Genomic DNA, 16,636 nt, shown 5'->3' on the forward strand with positions numbered 1-16,636 from the left:
TCTGTTATTCGACGGTTACGGATTTGGCGAGGTTGCGTGGCCGGTCCACGTCGCGATTTTTGTTCACGGCGATGTGATAGGCCAGCATTTGCAACGGTAGCGAGACGACCAACGGAATCAGCCGTTCGTCGACCCGGGGAATTTCGATGACGTAGTCCACCATCTTGCGCACGTCTTCATTGCCTTCGGTAACGATGGCGATTACCTTGCCCCGGCGCGCTTTGATCTCCTGAATGTTGCTGATAGTCTTTTCGTACACGCTGTCGGCGGTGGCAATCGCTACTACGGGCATTTCGCTGTCGATCAGTGCGATCGGTCCGTGTTTCATCTCGGCGGCCGGATAACCTTCGGCATGGATGTAGGAAATCTCCTTGAGCTTCAGTGCGCCTTCCAACGCGACCGGGTAATTGTAACCGCGGCCCAGGTAGATGAAATTATGCGCATAGGTGAAAATTTTCGCCAGGTCGCAGATTTCGGTATCCAGTTTCAGAACCCGTTCCATCAACTGCGGTATTTGTTGCAGGTCGTGCAGCATGGTGGTATATAATTCCGGCGAAATGCTTTTTTTCAGTTTGGCGACACTCAGCGCGAGCATGATCAGGACGGTTACCTGGCCCGTAAAGGCTTTGGTCGAAGCCACGCCGATTTCGGGACCTACGTGGATGTAAGAGCCTGAATCCGTCGCCCGGGCGATCGATGAACCGATGACGTTGCAGATACCGTATATGAATGCGCCGCTGTTGCGGGCCAATTCGACAGCGGCCAGTGTGTCGGCGGTTTCGCCGGACTGCGACAGGGTAATTACGATGTCGTTGGGGCGTATGACCGGATTGCGGTAGCGGAACTCCGAGGCGTATTCCACTTCGACGGGAATGCGGCATAACTCTTCGATCAGGTGCTCCCCGATCAGGCCTGCGTGCCACGACGTGCCGCACGCGACGATGATGATGCGTCCGGCTTTGAGAAACTTGTCTTGGTGGTCGCGTACGCCGGAAAGGATAACGTCGGTGCCTTCGGGGTTGATCCGGCCGCGGATACAGTCGATGATCGTGCGGGGCTGTTCGTAAATCTCTTTGAGCATGAAGTGCGGGAAACCTCCTTTTTCGAGTTGGCTGATATTCATCTCCAGCATCTTGATGTGCAGGGGCTTCACCACGTTATCGAGCGATACGACCTGGAGCGGTTCGTTTCGCCGGATGACGGCCACCTCTTCGTCATTGAGATACACTACCTCTTTGGTATGTTCGATAATCGGCGTGGCGTCCGAAGCGAGAAAACGCTCGTTGCCCCGGATGCCGATCACCAGCGGGCTGCTTTTGCGCGCTGCCACGATCAGGTCTGGATTCTCTTTCTCTATAACTGCGATCGCATAGGCGCCGACCACTTCGTGCAAGGCCAGTTGCACCGCCGTGCAGAGATCGCAATGGTTAGTCTGCTTGATGTACTCGATCAGTTGTACCAGTACTTCTGTATCGGTGTCGCTCTGGAAGGTGTAGTCGTGGTTGCGCAACATTTCGCGCAGTACGTTGTAGTTCTCGATAATGCCGTTGTGGATAATAGCGAGGGTTTTCGATTGCGAATAGTGCGGGTGCGCATTTGCGTCGTTTGGTTCGCCATGCGTGGCCCAGCGGGTGTGCGCGATCCCGATGGTGCCCGAAACGTCTTGGCCTTGGGTGGCGCGCTCTAGGTCGGCGACTTTGCCTTTGGATTTGAATACATCCAGCGTTCCGTTTTCGTGTACCAGCGCGACGCCCGCACTGTCATATCCCCGGTATTCCAATCGGCGCAGACCTTGGATCAGCATCGGATAGGCCGGCCGGTCACCGAGGTAACCTACAATTCCGCACATGCTCTGAATTTTTTAGTTTTACTCCTGACAAAAATAACGTTTTTCATAGGAATATCGTACCTTTACAGGATCAATAAACCTGATGAGTTATGAACAAAGATAAGCGTTTGGAGGCATTCGGGCGCCTGCTTGACGTGATGGACGAGTTGCGGGTGAAGTGCCCGTGGGACCGGGTACAGACCTTTGAATCGCTGCGTAGCAGCACCATAGAAGAGACCTATGAATTGGTCGATGCGTTGCTCGATCACGATATGAAGAATGTCAAGAAAGAGCTGGGCGACCTGTTGCTGCATGTGATATTTTATTCCAAAATAGCTTCTGAAGAGGGGGCGTTCGATATCGCGGATGTGGCCGATACGGAGTGTGACAAGCTGATTTTCCGTCATCCCCATGTTTTCGGTGCCGTGCATGCCGATACGCCCGACGAAGTAAAACAAAACTGGGAAGACCTCAAGCTGAAGGAGAAGGAAAAAGAACACGAGAAGAAACGCGTGCTTTCGGGGGTGCCCCGGACACTACCTTCGCTGGTAAAGGCCTATCGTATCAGCCAGAAAGCGGCTTCGGCAGGTTTCGACTGGGAGACCAAAGAGGATATCTGGAGCAAGGTGCAGGAGGAGATCTCCGAAGTGCAGGCAGCTATGCAGAGCGGCGACGAGGTTAATAAGGAAGAGGAGTTCGGCGACCTGCTTTTCGCATTGGTCAATGCCGCGCGGCTCTATGGCGTGAATGCGGAGACGGCGCTTGAAAAATGCAATAAAAAATTCATTTCAAGGTTTACTTATATTGAGGAACAGGCCGAAAAACAGGGATTGTCGCTGCGCGAACTTTCGCTTGCGGAGATGGAAAACTGGTGGTGTGAAGCCAAAAACAAGGCAAAAGAGAAAACGGAATAGTTATGGCAATCATTAAATCGGTCCGGGGATTCACCCCGGTAATTGGAGAGAATACCTTTCTGGCGGATAACGCCACGGTGATCGGCGATGCGACGATCGGGCGCGATTGCAGCATCTGGTTCAGCGCCGTGGTACGGGGCGACGTCAATAAAATTACTATCGGCGACCGGGTTAACATTCAGGACGGGGCGGTGATCCATACGCTTTACCAGCGTTCTGTGACCGAAATCGGCAACGATGTGTCGATCGGCCACAATGCGAATGTACATGGGGCGAAGATCGAGGACAAATGCCTGATTGGTATGGGAGCGACGGTACTCGACCATGCCGTGGTCGGTACAGGGTCGATCGTGGCGGCCAATTCGCTGGTATTGACCGGTACGGTGATCGAACCCGGCAGCGTTTATGCCGGTGTGCCGGCGCGCCGCGTGAAGGGCGTGACTCCCGAGCAGGTGCGCGATATCATCGAACGCACGGCGCGCGATTATATGATGTACGCTTCGTGGTATAAAGAATAGACATAATGCTCCAGGGCAATTGAGGCGGATATTTCATGCATTTATCGTGAAATATCCGCTTTTGATCGGTATGATAACGCCCTTTTGGGAAATTACGTCTATTTTGGCAACCGTAGCAAATGAACGGTCTATGAAGATGAAATTGATCAAATCCGCCTTTCCCATATTTTTATTGTTTTTGTCGGTTTCGGCTTTTGCGCAGCAGGCAGGCTCGGTGACAGGCACATTGCAGGATGCGCAGACCAAGGAGCCGATGGCCGGAGCGATGGTCGAAATTTTTCCGGTATCCGATTCTGCGGCACGCCGGTACGTGACGGCCAATGCCCAGGGGCGGTTTTCCGTGACCGGACTACCCTATCGCGAATATGCCTATAACGTCACCTTTCTGGGGTACGATACCCTTGCCGGCTCGGTCAAGGTGAACCGGGCAGCCGTTGCGCTCGGTGTACTGCAGATGGCGCAGAAGGCGCAGGATCTCGATGAAGTTCTTGTTTCAGCACGGGCGATGCGCACGTCGTCCAAAGGCGATACCGTCGTTTACAATTCCGGAGCCTTTAAGGTAACGCAAGACGCTGCGACCGAAGACCTGCTCAAAAAGATGCCGGGCATCAGTGTGCAGAACGGTACGGTAACCGCGCACGGCGAAACGGTGCAGAAAATCCTGGTGGACGGTAAGGAGTTCTTCGGCAGCGACGTGACCACTGCGATCAAGAACCTGCCTGCCGAGGCGATCGATAAAGTCGAGGTGTTCAACAAACTCAGCGACCAGGCAGAATTCAGCGGAGTGGATGACGGGGAAGGTTACAAAGCGATCAACCTGGTTACGCGGAAAAATATGAACCGCGGGACTTTCGGCAAGTTCTATGCGGGTTATGGGTTCAACGACAAGTACAATGCCGGGGCGAGCCTGAACCTGTTCAACGACAAGCGCCGGTTTTCGATTATCGGCATGGCCAATAACGTGAATCAGCAAAATTTCGCCATTGACGACATTCTCGGCGTAGTCGGCACTTCGAATAGCGGCGGAGGCGGCGCGCGTCACCGGAGCGGTCGGGAGATGTCGAATTTCATGGTGGGCAACCAGAGCGGCGTTTCGACCGTGTATTCGTTGGGAGTCAACTATTCCGAAGAGTGGAGCGAAAAAGTGAAGTTTGACGGCAGCTATTTCTTCAATTCGACCAAAACCCATGTGAATACCGTTACGAACCGCAACTATTATCTGGGCGACGACTCCACCCAGTATTACGATGCGTTGGGGATTCGCGATACGCGTAACTACAACCATCGTTTCAATGCGCGGCTCGATTACAAGATCAACGAGAACAATTCGCTGATGTTCCGTCCGAGCGTCAGTTTGCAGACGAACGATGCGTCGAGCAGCGATACATTGACCACGATGCTGAGTGCGAACGCGATGGAAAACGCATTGGTCAACCTGTTCCGCAGTACCACATCGTCGCATACGGAGGGGTATAACATTTCGGGGAACCTGATCTACCGGCATAAGTTCGGGGAAAAACTCGGGCGGACGCTGACGGTGATGTTTGGCGGCGGGGTGTCGAAAAACGACGGCAAGCAGGATCAATACTCGCTGACGCGCTATTTTAACCCCGATTCCGAATCGTTGCTGGATCAGTATATAGCCAATAATTCCCGTTCATACCGGCTCAGCGGCCATGTCATGTATTCCGAACCTCTGAGCGAAAAATCCCAGTTACTGTTCAGTTACAATGCGAATTACAGCTACTCCGACCGGGATAAGCGTTCGTACCAGCGCCCCGAGTACATAATGATCGACAGTTTGTCGAATACTTACAACAGCGGCTACCTGACCCAACAGGTCGGTCCGGGTTTCCGGTACAACAATAAAAAGGTGATGGTCATCGGAAACCTTTCCTACCAATATTCGACATTGGCTGGAGATCAGCAATTTCCGAAGGTAACCAAAACTTCTGCCGATTTCAATAATTTGGTTTACATGGCCTTGTTGGATGTGAAATTCAATCCGACCAATACGCTTCGTGCGATGCTCCGCTCGTCGACGAACAATCCGTCCGTCACTCAGCTGCAGGATGTACTCGATGTGTCGAATCCGCTGTTCGTTTCCCAGGGCAACCCCAATCTCCGTCCGGTGTATGCCAACCGAATGTTTGTGCGGTATGTCAATACGAATGTTACGAAAGGCCGTACGTTCATGGCGATGCTGGGTGGTTCCATGCAGTCGAATTACATCTCCAATGCTACGGTGATCGCGGGCAAAAACGGCTACGAGGTCAAAGATCCCGCGGGCAATACGGTGATCGTGCTGAACCAGGGTGCTCAGTATTCGCGTCCCGTCAATATGAACGGTTACTGGAATGTGAACGGGATGATGAGTTACGGACTGCCCGTTTCGTTTCTTAAAAGCAACCTGAATGTCAATCTGGGCATTAATTATGCGGCGACCCCGAACATTTTCAACGAGGTCAAAAGCACGACCAATACGACGACCTATACTGCCGGAGCCGTACTGGGTAGCAATATCAGCGAGAAACTCGATTTTACGCTGGGCTATGATGTCGGTTATAACGTAGCGTCGAATAAGGTCCGCAAAGAGAGTAATAACCGTTATGTGAACCAGCAGGTATCCGGAAATTTCAAGTGGATTACCTGGGCCGGAATTACTTTGCAGGCCAATGGCTCTTATCTGAAATACAGCGGTATTACGGATTCGTTCGTTGAAGATTATTTCTTGCTGAATGCTTCGATCGGGAAAAAAATATTCAAACACCAGCGCGGTGAGATCAACGTATCGGCTTACGACCTGCTGAACCAGAACAAAAGTTTCTCGCGCAATGTCACGGATATCTATATCGAGAACGTGAAAACCAATGTCCTGGGCCGCTATTTCAGTATTAACCTGATCTATAACCTGAGGCGTTTCGGAGGCAAGAATGTAGACGCTTCGTCCACTCGTCGGGGGGAAACTCCGGATTCGCTTCACGACGGACGGCCACCGATGGGACGCCCCCCAATGGGGCCGCCGCCGGGCGGACACCGGGGACCGATGTAGTGTTAATTACTTGTTTCCGCAGGCCCATAACACAAAAAAAGGGAGAATTGTTCTCCCTTTTTTTGTGTCCTTGTGTGGTCGTTTTATCCTTGCGTGATTAATTGAAGGAGTGTTCTTTTATTGCCGGGTCTCCTGTTTTTTCAGCAAGTCGCGGATTTCGGTCAACAGTTGTACGTCGGCGGGTGGAGCCGGCGGAGTCGCGGGCGTTTCGGTCTCTTTTTTCCGGTTGAGTCTGTTGATCAGTTTGATGAACAGGAAGATTGCAAAAGCGATGATGATGAAGTCGAAAGTCGCCTGAAGAAAATTCCCGTAGTTAATCGTCACGGCCGGGATGACTTCGCCCGATGCGGCTGTCTGGGCCTGCTTGAGTGTGATGCCCAGATCGGTGAAATTGACTCCGCCGACCAACACGCCGATCGGAGGCATGATGACATCGGCTACCAGCGAAGAGACGATTTTGCCGAAGGCCGCACCGATTACGACACCGACGGCCAGATCGATCACATTGCCCCGCATGGCGAACTGCTTGAATTCGTCTATGAGTTTGCTTTTCATAATACAAGGTTTTGATATGGTACCAAATTTAGTGAAATAAACTTAAAATGAAACCGGTGGCGACATTTCCCCTTTCATTTTGCGGCATTTCCCGGTATTTTTTGTACTTTGCGTACCATTTTATGCGTTTTATCTCTAAAATAGCTGAACTATGAACTTAAAATCATTATGGATTCTGGTTCTGGCCTGCGTGGCAACTACGCTTTCGGCACAGAAGAAGCCGTTGGACCAGAGTGCATACGACGGATGGAAATCGATTGTTTCCCCTAAGGTTTCCGAAAACGGCGATTGGATTTGTTACGCGATCACACCGCAGCGCGGTGACGCCCTACTCGAGTTTTACAATGCGGGAACCAAACAAACGACGCGTATCGAACGCGGCGGCAGCCCTGCATGGTTTAACAACGATACGTGGGCTACCTTCAAGATCGCCGTACCGTTTGCCAAGGTACGCCAAGCCAAAATCGACAAGGTAAAGGCGGATAAGATGCCCAAAGACACCTTTGCCGTGATGAATCTTGCCGAGATGAAGGTGGTCAAACTGCCGGGCGCCAAAGAACTGAAAACGTCGGCGAAGGGGGCGCTCTATGCCTATACCTATGAGGTGACTCCGGTTAAAGATACGACCGTTAAGGATAGTGCTGCCAAAGGAAATAAAACCCCGGGCAAATACGACCGGCTGGTTGTCGTCGATGTCCGCACGGGCGACAGTACGGTCGTGGACAGTGTGAAGAATTTCACGGTGGCCGAGAACGGGAGGTCGGTGCTTTATACCCGTGAGGCCGATTCGCTCAAGGCGGTCTATGTCTACACCGTCGATCCGAAGCGAGGCGTCCTTCAGCGTGAACTTTGGTCGAGCAAGCTTGGTGCAGTCTCGCCTTCGCTGGTGCTGGACCGTTCCGGGGAGCAAGGTGCTTTTCTGGTGACGGCCGACACGGTGAAACATGCGCTGTACGATCTCTACTATTTTTCCACAACCGATCTGAAACCCCGCCAAGTGGCCGATGCGCAGATTATCGGGTTGCCGGGCGGATATGCCGTGAGCCGGTTCGGGAACCTTTCGTTCAATCACGAAGGGAACCGCCTGCAATTCGGGATCGCTCCGAAACCGAAAGAGGTACCCAAGGATACGTTGCCTGCCGATGAGAAGTTTTCGCTGGACGTTTGGAGCTATCGCGATACCATGTTGATGCCGACGCAATTGGTAAACAAAAAGAAAATCGAAGAGGCTTCCTATCCCGCGGTCTATTTCCCGAAAGAGAACCGTGCCGTAGCATTGGGCGACAAGGATCTCCCGTCGGTGTCGTTTGCCGAGAACGGGGATGCACCCTATGCGATCGGTACGACCCGCTTGCCGTACAGCCTTTATACCGAACCTGAAATTCAGATGTTCGATCCGTCGGACTCTTATCTGATCGAACTGAAAACCGGCAAACGTACGCTGCTGCGCAAAAAAGGATACGGCGGGATGTATCTTTCCCCGTCGGCCAAATATGCGGCTTATTACAACCTGCCGGACTCTTCGTGGTATTCGATCGACACGAAGACGCTGAAACATACGCGCCTGACGGCCGATATCCCTTATCCGCTCTATAATGTCGATGACGATCACCCGGGAACCCCGCCCCTGTATGGCATGTACGGTTGGACGAAAGGGGACGAGATGATGCTGATTCCCGACCAGTTCGATCTTTGGTTGGTTGATCCCTCGGGTAAAAAAGCTTCCCGGAACCTGACTAAGATCGGCCGCGAGACCAACACTCAGTTCAAGTTTGTCAACCAGAGCCGCACCGAAGGTAAATCGGCGGTAGATATGACCCGGCCGATGATGTTCCTGTCGTTCAACCGCGGCAACAAGGAGAACGGTTATTATACGTTGCGTCCGGGCCAGGCGATCCAGAAGCTGGTGGAAGGCCCCTATATCTATGCGATTGCGGGTTTTGCCCGTAAAGGCGACCGGTTGATTTATACCCGTGAGAATTTCAACGAGTTCCGCGACCTATGGACCAGCAACGAGCGGTTCGGCGATTCGTTGAAACTGACCAATGCTAACCCGCAGCAGGCCGATTACAAATGGGGATCGGTCGAACTGTTCAAATGGACCGATTTCAACGGTAACGAATGCGAGGGTTTGCTGCACTTCCCCGAAGATTACGATCCGTCGAAACCCTACCCGACCATCGTCTATTTCTACGAAGTGCAAACTTTCTTGAAATACCGTTACAATACTCCGTCACCGAGCCGTTCGATCATCAATCCGGTTTATTGCACCAGCAACGATTACATCGTCTTTATCCCGGATATCAAATATCGCGACGGATTTCCGGCCAAAAGTTGCTACGATGTGGTAGTGAGCGGAACGATGGCGCTGATCGACCGCGGAATCGCCGATAAGAACCGGATCGGTTTACAGGGGCAAAGCTGGGGCGGTTACCAGACCGCGCATCTGGTGACTCAGACCGACCTGTATGCGTGCAGCGCGCCCGGTGCCGCTGTCACGAACATGATTTCGGCATACGGCGGCATTCGTTATGAGTCGGGTTTTTCGCGCGCTTCGCAGTATGAAACGGGCCAGAGCCGTATCGGGGCTACTCCCTGGCAGCGCCGCGATCTCTATATCGAAAACTCGCCCGTGTTCTTCGCCGACCGCGTCAAAACTCCGCAGCTGTTGCGCCATGACGATAACGACGGTGCGGTGCCCTGGACGCAGAGTATCGAATATTACATCGCTTTGCGCCGTTTGGGCAAACCGGTATGGTTGCTCAACTACAACGGCGAGCCGCACAACCTTGCATCGCGTGCCGCCAGTATGGATTGGGACAAGCGGATGTATCAGTTCTTCGACCACTACCTGAAAGGTGCGCCGATGCCCCGCTGGATGAAGGAGGGTATTTCGGTAACCGAAAAAGGGATCGACCAGAAATACGAACTGGTCACCGAGTAACCCTGAGTTTTTATTACGGGAAAATAGAAAACGGAGTGGATCTACATCCACTCCGTTTTTGTTTGGCGGCTTTACTCGGAAATATTCAAGCCCTCCGGTTTTATGCAGTGCAGTCCGGTTGGTTGGACTATGCGTTATTTCCAGCGTGCGTATGGCCGGTGTATGGTAATTTGCATGTCAAGTGTAGTACAGAATTCCTGCAGTGGAGCGCGTGGTATGTCGGTCAGATTTTGACCGTACAGCCGCTTCTGTGGCTTTCGAATGCGGCTTCGAGCATCCGGATATCGGTAAGCATCTCTTCGTGTGACACCGGTGTGGGCCCGCCGTCACGCAAAGCGCCGTAAACGGCATCGTAGTAGCCCAGGTAGTTCCCCGGGACGGTCGGGTATTTGCGGCGTCCGGCATCGGTATTCAGGATGCCCCACTCCGCTTCGCTTTCGGCGGCCCACGCTTGGCGTGAAGGTGTGGCTTTGCCTGACCGTAGCAGATCTTCCTGCGGGTCGAGGCCGTATTTGACATAAGAGCCCTTTGTCCCGTGCACGGCGAACCGGGGTCCCTCTTCCCGGATAATCATTCCGGCACGCAGGGTGACTGTCAGGTTCGGGTAAAGCAGCTGCATCAGGCTGTAGTCGTCGACTCGGCTGCCGTCCCGTTGTGAAGCCAATGTAGCCCAAACACCGTCAGGCCTGCCGAAGAGCGCGAGTGCCTGGTCGCTCAGGTGTGAACAGAGGTCGTAAGTGATTCCGTTACCGGGTAACGGTTCTTCCCGCCAAGGGGCCCGTGCTGCGGCCATATCGGGCCGGTAGCGCTGGAATGCGGATTGGAATTCGACGATGCGGCCCAACTCTCCCGATTGCAGGATTTGTTTGACGGTCAGAAAATCCCCGTCGAAGCGTCGGTTTTGAAAAACCGTCAGCAGCAGGCCTTTTTCCTCGGCCAACCGGATCAATGCTTGTGCTTCGGCAGAGGTGGGTACGAACGGTTTTTCCACGACTACGTGTTTGTCCGCTTCGAGGGCCTGCCTGCAATAATCGGCATGAGTCTGTCCGGGGGTATTGACCACGACCAGTTCGATATCCGTCGCGAGCAGGTCGTCAAACGAGCGAACGACCTGTACGCCGGGATAGGCACCCCGGGCCAGGTTGTTGCTTCGTTCGGCGATGGCCGACAGTTCGAAACCTTCGTGCACGTCGAGAAACGGTGCGTGGAACACTTGTCCCGACAGGCCGAAAGAGGCGATTCCGGTTTTGATCTTTTCCATGACATTTGGGTTTAGGATTCAGGTTGGGCGGTCAGTTGTTTCAACCGCTCCTCCCGTTCGGTTTTACGCAGTACTCGGCGCATGCCGAGGCAGGCCAGGAGGAAGTAAACTGCCGTCAGTATCCAGAGTGTCCAGAATTGGGTGCTGACTTCGGCAAGCGTTGCCCCCATCGTCTGGATGCGGATAAAGCCGTCCACACCGCTGCCGCTCGGAATGAATTTGGTCCCGTAATAGAGCCATTGCGGGATACACTCCTGGGGAACGGAGGCGCCGCTGAGCATCAGCACCGGGATGGAAGTGAACAGCAGCAGCAGCAGTGAGTTTTCACGGTGGCGGAACAAGGATGAGAGGGCCACGCCGAGGAATGTGCACGACAGCAGGTATGGGAGCAGAAACAGGACGATCGTGCCTGCGCTTCCGTTCATCGGGTAGCCGAATAGTTTGTAGTGGAAGCAGAGCAGGTACGAGAGCGTAATACAGTAAACCGAAATGAAAGCCGCCGATTTCCCCAGTACGATCGGTAATACAGACATGCGTCGTTCTCCGCTGGGAATCAATGTTTTGTAAAGGCCTTTTTCACGCCAGGTACCCCCGACCATACCGATGCCGATCAGCAGCGTCTGCTGGATGATGACCATCAGTATTGCCGGCATGATGAAGGTGGCGTAACCCAGATAGGGGTTGTACATGTTCCGGACCGATATCGAGACGGGATTGCTCAGTGCTTCGGCCTGCTTGGATGAAACTCCTTTCGAGACGAACCGCAGCCATTCGACGTTGCTGTTCGAATGGCCTATGCTGCCCATGATGTCGAAAAAAACCTGCCGGTACATCAGGAAGTAACTTGCATCGGCATAGATGGCAAGGTTGACCTTTTCGGTCCGCATCAATTTCTTTTCATAGTCGCCCGGAATGACGATGATGCCGTTTACCTTCCGTTCGAGAAAGAGTTTTTTCGCTTCGTCGAGGCTGGCCGGTTTGTAAACGACGTTGACGTTGGGTGTGGCGTCGAACGAACGGATCAGTTGCCGGCTCGACGGCGTGCGGCTGTTATCGACTACCGCGACGGGTACGTCGCGCAGCACTTCGTTTTTATAGGCGAGCGAATAGGCCGTCGAGTAGATGAAAATGGCGCCCACGGCAATCAGCAGTACACCTGCATCGCAGAAGATGTTGCGATATTCGTTGCGCAGCACCGAGGCGAATTCGCGGAATTTCTTTTGAAAACGGGTTGTTATCATTTTACAGTTTCCCCCAGTATTTTTCTTCGGTGCATATTTTCTTCATTCGCGGCAGCATAATCAGCGGCAGCAACAGGAAGAGCATCATATAACCCAGATAGGCGAACGAATTGACGACCGGAGCGCCCCGCATCGCCTGATCGATGAAAATTTCGACGTAGTAGGTCATCGGGAAAATGTATCCGAAAATTTGCAACGGCAGGTCCATCGCCATGAATGGAAAGGTCAGCCCCGAAAAGGTAAACGACAGCACCGAGTAGCCGCCCCCGATCGAAAGCGCGAGGCGAAGGTTGCTCAGGGCCGCGATCATAAAGACCCCGATGGCTTGAGATACCATTACGTAAACCAGTCCCGAGACGAAAAGCAGCATTACGTTTCCCTGCAACGGGACGCTCAGGAACTTGAACAGGCAGGTGTTCATCAGCATACACAGTGCAAAGAAAATCACCGTGTAAGGCGCCAGTTTTCCCGCCAGGGCTACGAGCATGTTGCCGCCGCCGGTAGCGAGCCATTCGCGTGCGGTGCTGTTTTTCAGTTCGACGCCGATCGTGAAGATCGTTGTCAGCAGCGTAAATAGCATCAGCATCAGCGGCAGGAAACTCGGCAGCAGGTAGTATTCGTAGTTCGAGAAGGGGTTGAACAGGATGTGCTTTTCGAAATAAATCGGCATCATCAGGTCGTAGGCTTCTTTTTCAGAAATGCCCTGTTTCATCAGTGTCTGGATCTGAATGCCCGACGAAAATGTCATCACGACGGTTTGGATATCCCGGTTGAGCATGCCGTTTTTAACGAGGTTCAGGCCGTTGATGTACGCCACGACGTTCGACTGCTTGTTGCTGTAAATGTCTTTTTCCAAACTGCGCGGAATCGAAACGATCGCGTCGATCTTCCCCTCTTTCATCATCCGTTCCCCTTCGGCCAGATCGGTGATGTGGTAGGCTACGCGGGCCGACGGCGTCGCGTCGATCATCCGGCTTAGCTGCCGGGAAAGAGGCGTATTGCCCGGGTCGTATACGGCGATGGGAATGTCGTGGGGCACCCCGGTGCGGAACAGCAGGATGAAGACGACGAACGACAGGATGGGCAGTCCGATCGACAGCCGCGAGAAGGTCTTGTAGCTGTTGAACATCCCCAGTTCGCGCCGCAGTACGGCTATGAAATCCCGGATCAGTTTCATGTGCGGTTATTTTATTTCGTCCCAGTTGACCGTGACGGTCATTCCCGGACGCAATCCTGCGATTCGTTTTACCGGACGTGCCTTCACTTCGAATGTGCGGATGTCGAAATCGCCGCGCGTTTTGGTGGCCGACCAGGTCGCGTATTCGGCCTGTGCGGCCATGTAATCGATTTTCAGTTGAATGGTTTTGGCCAGTCCCGGCACATAAGCGGTGAGGATCGATCCGATTTTCACTTTGGGTAACAGGTCTTCCTTGACGTTGAACGTCACCCACAGGTCGTTCATGTCGAGCAGGGTGATGACCGGATAGCCGGAGCCGATCAGCTCGCCCGGTTCGGCGATCACCGTCGACACTTCTCCGTCGATCGGCGAATACTGGATGGCGTCGCTGGCGTACGATTCCACTTCGGAGACGGCTCCGGTAGCTTGTGCGACCAGTGCGGCCGCTGCGGTCTTGTCTTCGAGGCGCGCTCCTTCCACGGCCATGTTGTACTGAGATTGTGCGGCTTGCGCCGTCGTTTTCATCGCCTGCAGGTTCGCGGATGCCTCGTCGAATTTCTGGGCCGGCACCACTCCGGACTCGTACAGGTTTTTGATCCGGTCATAACTCTTCTGTGCCAATTCCCGGCCCGCTTCCGCTTTTTTCCACATGTTGTATGCGGCCTCGATTTCCTGTACCCGGGCGCCACGACGGGCTTTCTCGCTTTGTGCCCCGGCAGCCTGGCGGACGGCTTGTGCCTGTTGCAGTTTGGCTTGCACTTCCGGCGTGCTCAGCATAAACAGCTGTTGCCCTTTGGTAACTTGCTGCCCCTCCTTGACGTCCATCTGTTCGATGCGGCCGGGGACTTTAGACGAAATTTTGACACTCGTCGCCTCTACTTCGCCTTGGATGAAATTGGGAACGGGCTTGATCGCGAACCAGCAGATCAGCGAAACGGCGACGATGACTACGACGATGCCGATAGTCAGTCCGATTACATTGCTCTTTTTCATATAGGTGTTCTATTTTTATTGTCTTTGTTATGGGGTCATTGTCACGATCGACGGGTTATTCGTAACGGATCGGCATTGCGGCCGGCCGCCGGGCATACTCCGTCAGCATTTCACTTTCTCCGCACGCTTCGAGCAGCCGTGCCAGCATCAGGTCGTAGTAATAGGCGGCCTGCAGGCGTTCGGTTTTGATCTTGGCCAGATTGAGCTGGGCATCGACCACATCCGAAGAAGGCGCAGCCCCTTCCTTGAACGCTTCCTCCTTGATACGCAGGTATTCGGCGGCGAAGTTGTATGCCGCATCGATCGAGGGCAACTGCTCGTTGTAGGTCGTCATTTCGTTGTAAAGCTTGTCGATCAGCGTCAGGATATCATGCTGGGCCTTGACGTTCAGCGCTTCGACCTGGCGTACCTGCGACTTGGCGGCGCTGAACTTGTATTCCCGGTTCAATCCGTCGAAAATCTTGAACGAAACCCCAGCCCCGACAGCCCAGCGCGGCATGAGCGGAGTCACCTGATAATTATAGAACGAAGCGCCTCCCATCAGGGCTACTTGCGGAGCGAAGTCGGCCCGCTGGAGCCGGACTCCTTCTACGGCGAGGTCTTTTTTCAGTCCGACCTGCCGTAACTGCGGATTGTTGTTTAACGCGAGTTGTTTGAAATGGTCGACGTCTTCGATTTGGCTGAGGATGAACATGGACGAGATCGGCTGATAGGTCGTTTCAGCGTTCAGGGTATTGCAGAGTGCACTGTTCAGTGTTGCGGCCGTTTTTTGTGCGGCGAGGTATTCCCGTTCGGCTTCGGCCGTGTGAACTTCAGCATAGAGCCGTTCGCCTTTTGCGATGATACCGTTGGCCTCAAGCGCTTTCGCATCGGCAAGATGGTGCTGCATCCCTTCGAGCACTTGGCGGCGCACTTCGACTACCTGCAGCGCCAGTGAGAGCCCGTAATAGCGTTCGGTCAGCTCGGAGACGAGCGAGTTGCGGGTTTGATACCCTTTCTGCTCGGTTTCGCTGATTTTGATCTTTGCCGCATTGTTTGCAGCGTTGATTTTGCCGCCGGTGTAGACCGGGACGGTAATCGTGCCCCCGACCGTTCCGAGGCTGCGGTCCTGCAACGGAAGCGCCCAATTCTGTTTCATCAGTGCCTGTGCCTGCTGAAGTACCGCCGGGGGCAGTACTCCGCCCATGCCCCCGATCAGTCCGCCGACCGGTTCTTTCATTCCATTGAGGTCGATGTTGATGTCCTCCGAAAGATAAGCATAAGCGCCGGTTACCCCGATTTTCGGCAGGCGCAGGCCGTATGCTGCTTTACGTTCGCGCTCTGCGGCTTCTTGTTCATATGTTGACGCCTTGATGCTCGGGTTGTTGGTCAGCGTGAGGTTCAGCGCTTCGTCGAAAGAGAGCGTCTGCTTCGGTTGGGCTGCGAGACTCGAGGCAAGGCTCATGGCAAGTGCTGCAAAAACTATTTTTTTCATATGGTTGGTTCTATTTGATTGCACACATGGATATTCTTGTAATCTTCTCAATTTCGGCGGCGATATCCCAGTCGTTCGCTCCGAAGCCGAATTTGTACCGCGCAGCGAGGTATTGCATCGGGATACCGACCAAAGCTATGTAAAAATCTTCGATACTCACATTTTTCCGAACCGATCCGTTTTCATGTCCTTTGCGGATCAGTGTCTCCCCGATCTGGCGAATCTGTTCGCGGATCGCCGGATCGATCTCGGTCGAAAAGTCGTTCAGCAACATAATCTGGAACTTCAACCGATACGGATTCAGGCTGGCGCTCTCAAAGATGAAACCGATGATTCCGCTGACAATCCTGTCGATACGGTCGTTTTCGCCGATCAGCGCATCGATTCGCTCCGTGATCGAATTCAGTGCGTCATTGAGCAGGTCGTTCACCAACTTCACCTTACTCGGGTAATGGCGGTACAGGTAACCTGCCGACACCCCGGCCCGCTGGGCGATAGCTGCGACCGAACTGCCGGTGATGCCGCACTCGCTGATAATCTCGACCGATGCCTGCCGGATACGTTCGATTTTGGATGTGTCGATCTTTTTGGCCATTGCATTAATGAATGAACGTTCATTCTTGCGGCAAAAATGGAAACAATTTTTCAAAACTCAAAAAATAAATGAATAATTATTCAT

The 16,636-nt window shown here is 53.5% G+C and carries 12 protein-coding genes; 4 read left to right on the forward strand and 8 right to left on the reverse strand.

The window, feature by feature from the left end; genetic code table 11:
• Positions 1-4: 4 nt before the first annotated feature.
• Entirely contained in the window at positions 5-1,849 is a 1,845-nt protein-coding gene (gene glmS, locus NQ495_RS00985) for a glutamine--fructose-6-phosphate transaminase (isomerizing) (RefSeq protein ID WP_009134855.1), read from the reverse strand.
• Between the two features lie 89 nt (positions 1,850-1,938).
• Here glmS and mazG point away from each other — a divergent pair, with 89 nt between their 5' ends.
• The 3 genes from mazG (at position 1,939) to NQ495_RS01000 (ending at position 6,312) form a co-directional block, all read left to right on the forward strand.
• A complete protein-coding gene (mazG, locus tag NQ495_RS00990) occupies positions 1,939-2,742 on the forward strand; it encodes a nucleoside triphosphate pyrophosphohydrolase (RefSeq protein ID WP_009134854.1) in 804 nt (267 codons plus the stop codon).
• 2 nt (positions 2,743-2,744) lie between these two features.
• Complete coding sequence (locus NQ495_RS00995; RefSeq protein ID WP_009134853.1) at positions 2,745-3,260, forward strand: gamma carbonic anhydrase family protein; 516 nt, start codon at positions 2,745-2,747, stop codon at positions 3,258-3,260.
• 130 nt (positions 3,261-3,390) lie between these two features.
• Complete coding sequence (locus NQ495_RS01000; RefSeq protein WP_009134852.1) at positions 3,391-6,312, forward strand: outer membrane beta-barrel protein; 2,922 nt, start codon at positions 3,391-3,393, stop codon at positions 6,310-6,312.
• A gap of 117 nt (positions 6,313-6,429) precedes the next feature.
• On the opposite strand, the gene mscL is transcribed toward NQ495_RS01000, so the two are convergent.
• Positions 6,430-6,867: a large-conductance mechanosensitive channel protein MscL gene (gene mscL, locus NQ495_RS01005; RefSeq protein ID WP_009134851.1), complete on the reverse strand. Its 438-nt coding sequence runs from the start codon at positions 6,865-6,867 to the stop codon at positions 6,430-6,432.
• Between the two features lie 151 nt (positions 6,868-7,018).
• Here mscL and NQ495_RS01010 point away from each other — a divergent pair, with 151 nt between their 5' ends.
• The gene (locus NQ495_RS01010) at positions 7,019-9,811 is read left to right on the forward strand and encodes an alpha/beta hydrolase family protein (RefSeq protein WP_009134850.1); all 2,793 of its coding nucleotides are present in this window, start codon (positions 7,019-7,021) and stop codon (positions 9,809-9,811) included.
• Positions 9,812-10,034: 223 nt separating this feature from the next.
• On the opposite strand, the gene NQ495_RS01015 is transcribed toward NQ495_RS01010, so the two are convergent.
• The 6 genes from NQ495_RS01015 to NQ495_RS01040 are packed head-to-tail and all read right to left on the reverse strand — an operon-like array spanning position 10,035 to position 16,552.
• Positions 10,035-11,072, reverse strand: coding sequence for a Gfo/Idh/MocA family oxidoreductase (locus NQ495_RS01015; RefSeq protein WP_009134849.1), 1,038 nt, complete (start codon positions 11,070-11,072; stop codon positions 10,035-10,037).
• An 11-nt stretch (positions 11,073-11,083) separates the two neighbouring features.
• Positions 11,084-12,313 (reverse strand): ABC transporter permease, encoded by a 1,230-nt coding sequence (locus NQ495_RS01020; RefSeq protein ID WP_009134848.1) that lies wholly within the window; start codon positions 12,311-12,313, stop codon positions 11,084-11,086.
• Position 12,314: 1 nt separating this feature from the next.
• Positions 12,315-13,490, reverse strand: coding sequence for an ABC transporter permease (locus tag NQ495_RS01025; protein WP_009134847.1), 1,176 nt, complete (start codon positions 13,488-13,490; stop codon positions 12,315-12,317).
• 6 nt (positions 13,491-13,496) lie between these two features.
• On the reverse strand, positions 13,497-14,483 hold the full coding sequence (locus tag NQ495_RS01030) for an HlyD family secretion protein (RefSeq protein WP_009134846.1): 987 nt from the start codon (positions 14,481-14,483) through the stop codon (positions 13,497-13,499).
• Between the two features lie 55 nt (positions 14,484-14,538).
• On the reverse strand, positions 14,539-15,957 hold the full coding sequence (locus tag NQ495_RS01035) for a TolC family protein (RefSeq protein ID WP_009134845.1): 1,419 nt from the start codon (positions 15,955-15,957) through the stop codon (positions 14,539-14,541).
• 10 nt (positions 15,958-15,967) lie between these two features.
• A complete protein-coding gene (locus NQ495_RS01040; protein WP_009134844.1) occupies positions 15,968-16,552 on the reverse strand; it encodes a TetR/AcrR family transcriptional regulator in 585 nt (194 codons plus the stop codon).
• Positions 16,553-16,636 lie beyond the last annotated feature (84 nt).

This window comes from Alistipes indistinctus YIT 12060 (assembly GCF_025144995.1).
Classification (GTDB): Bacteria; Bacteroidota; Bacteroidia; order Bacteroidales; family Rikenellaceae; genus Alistipes_A; species Alistipes_A indistinctus.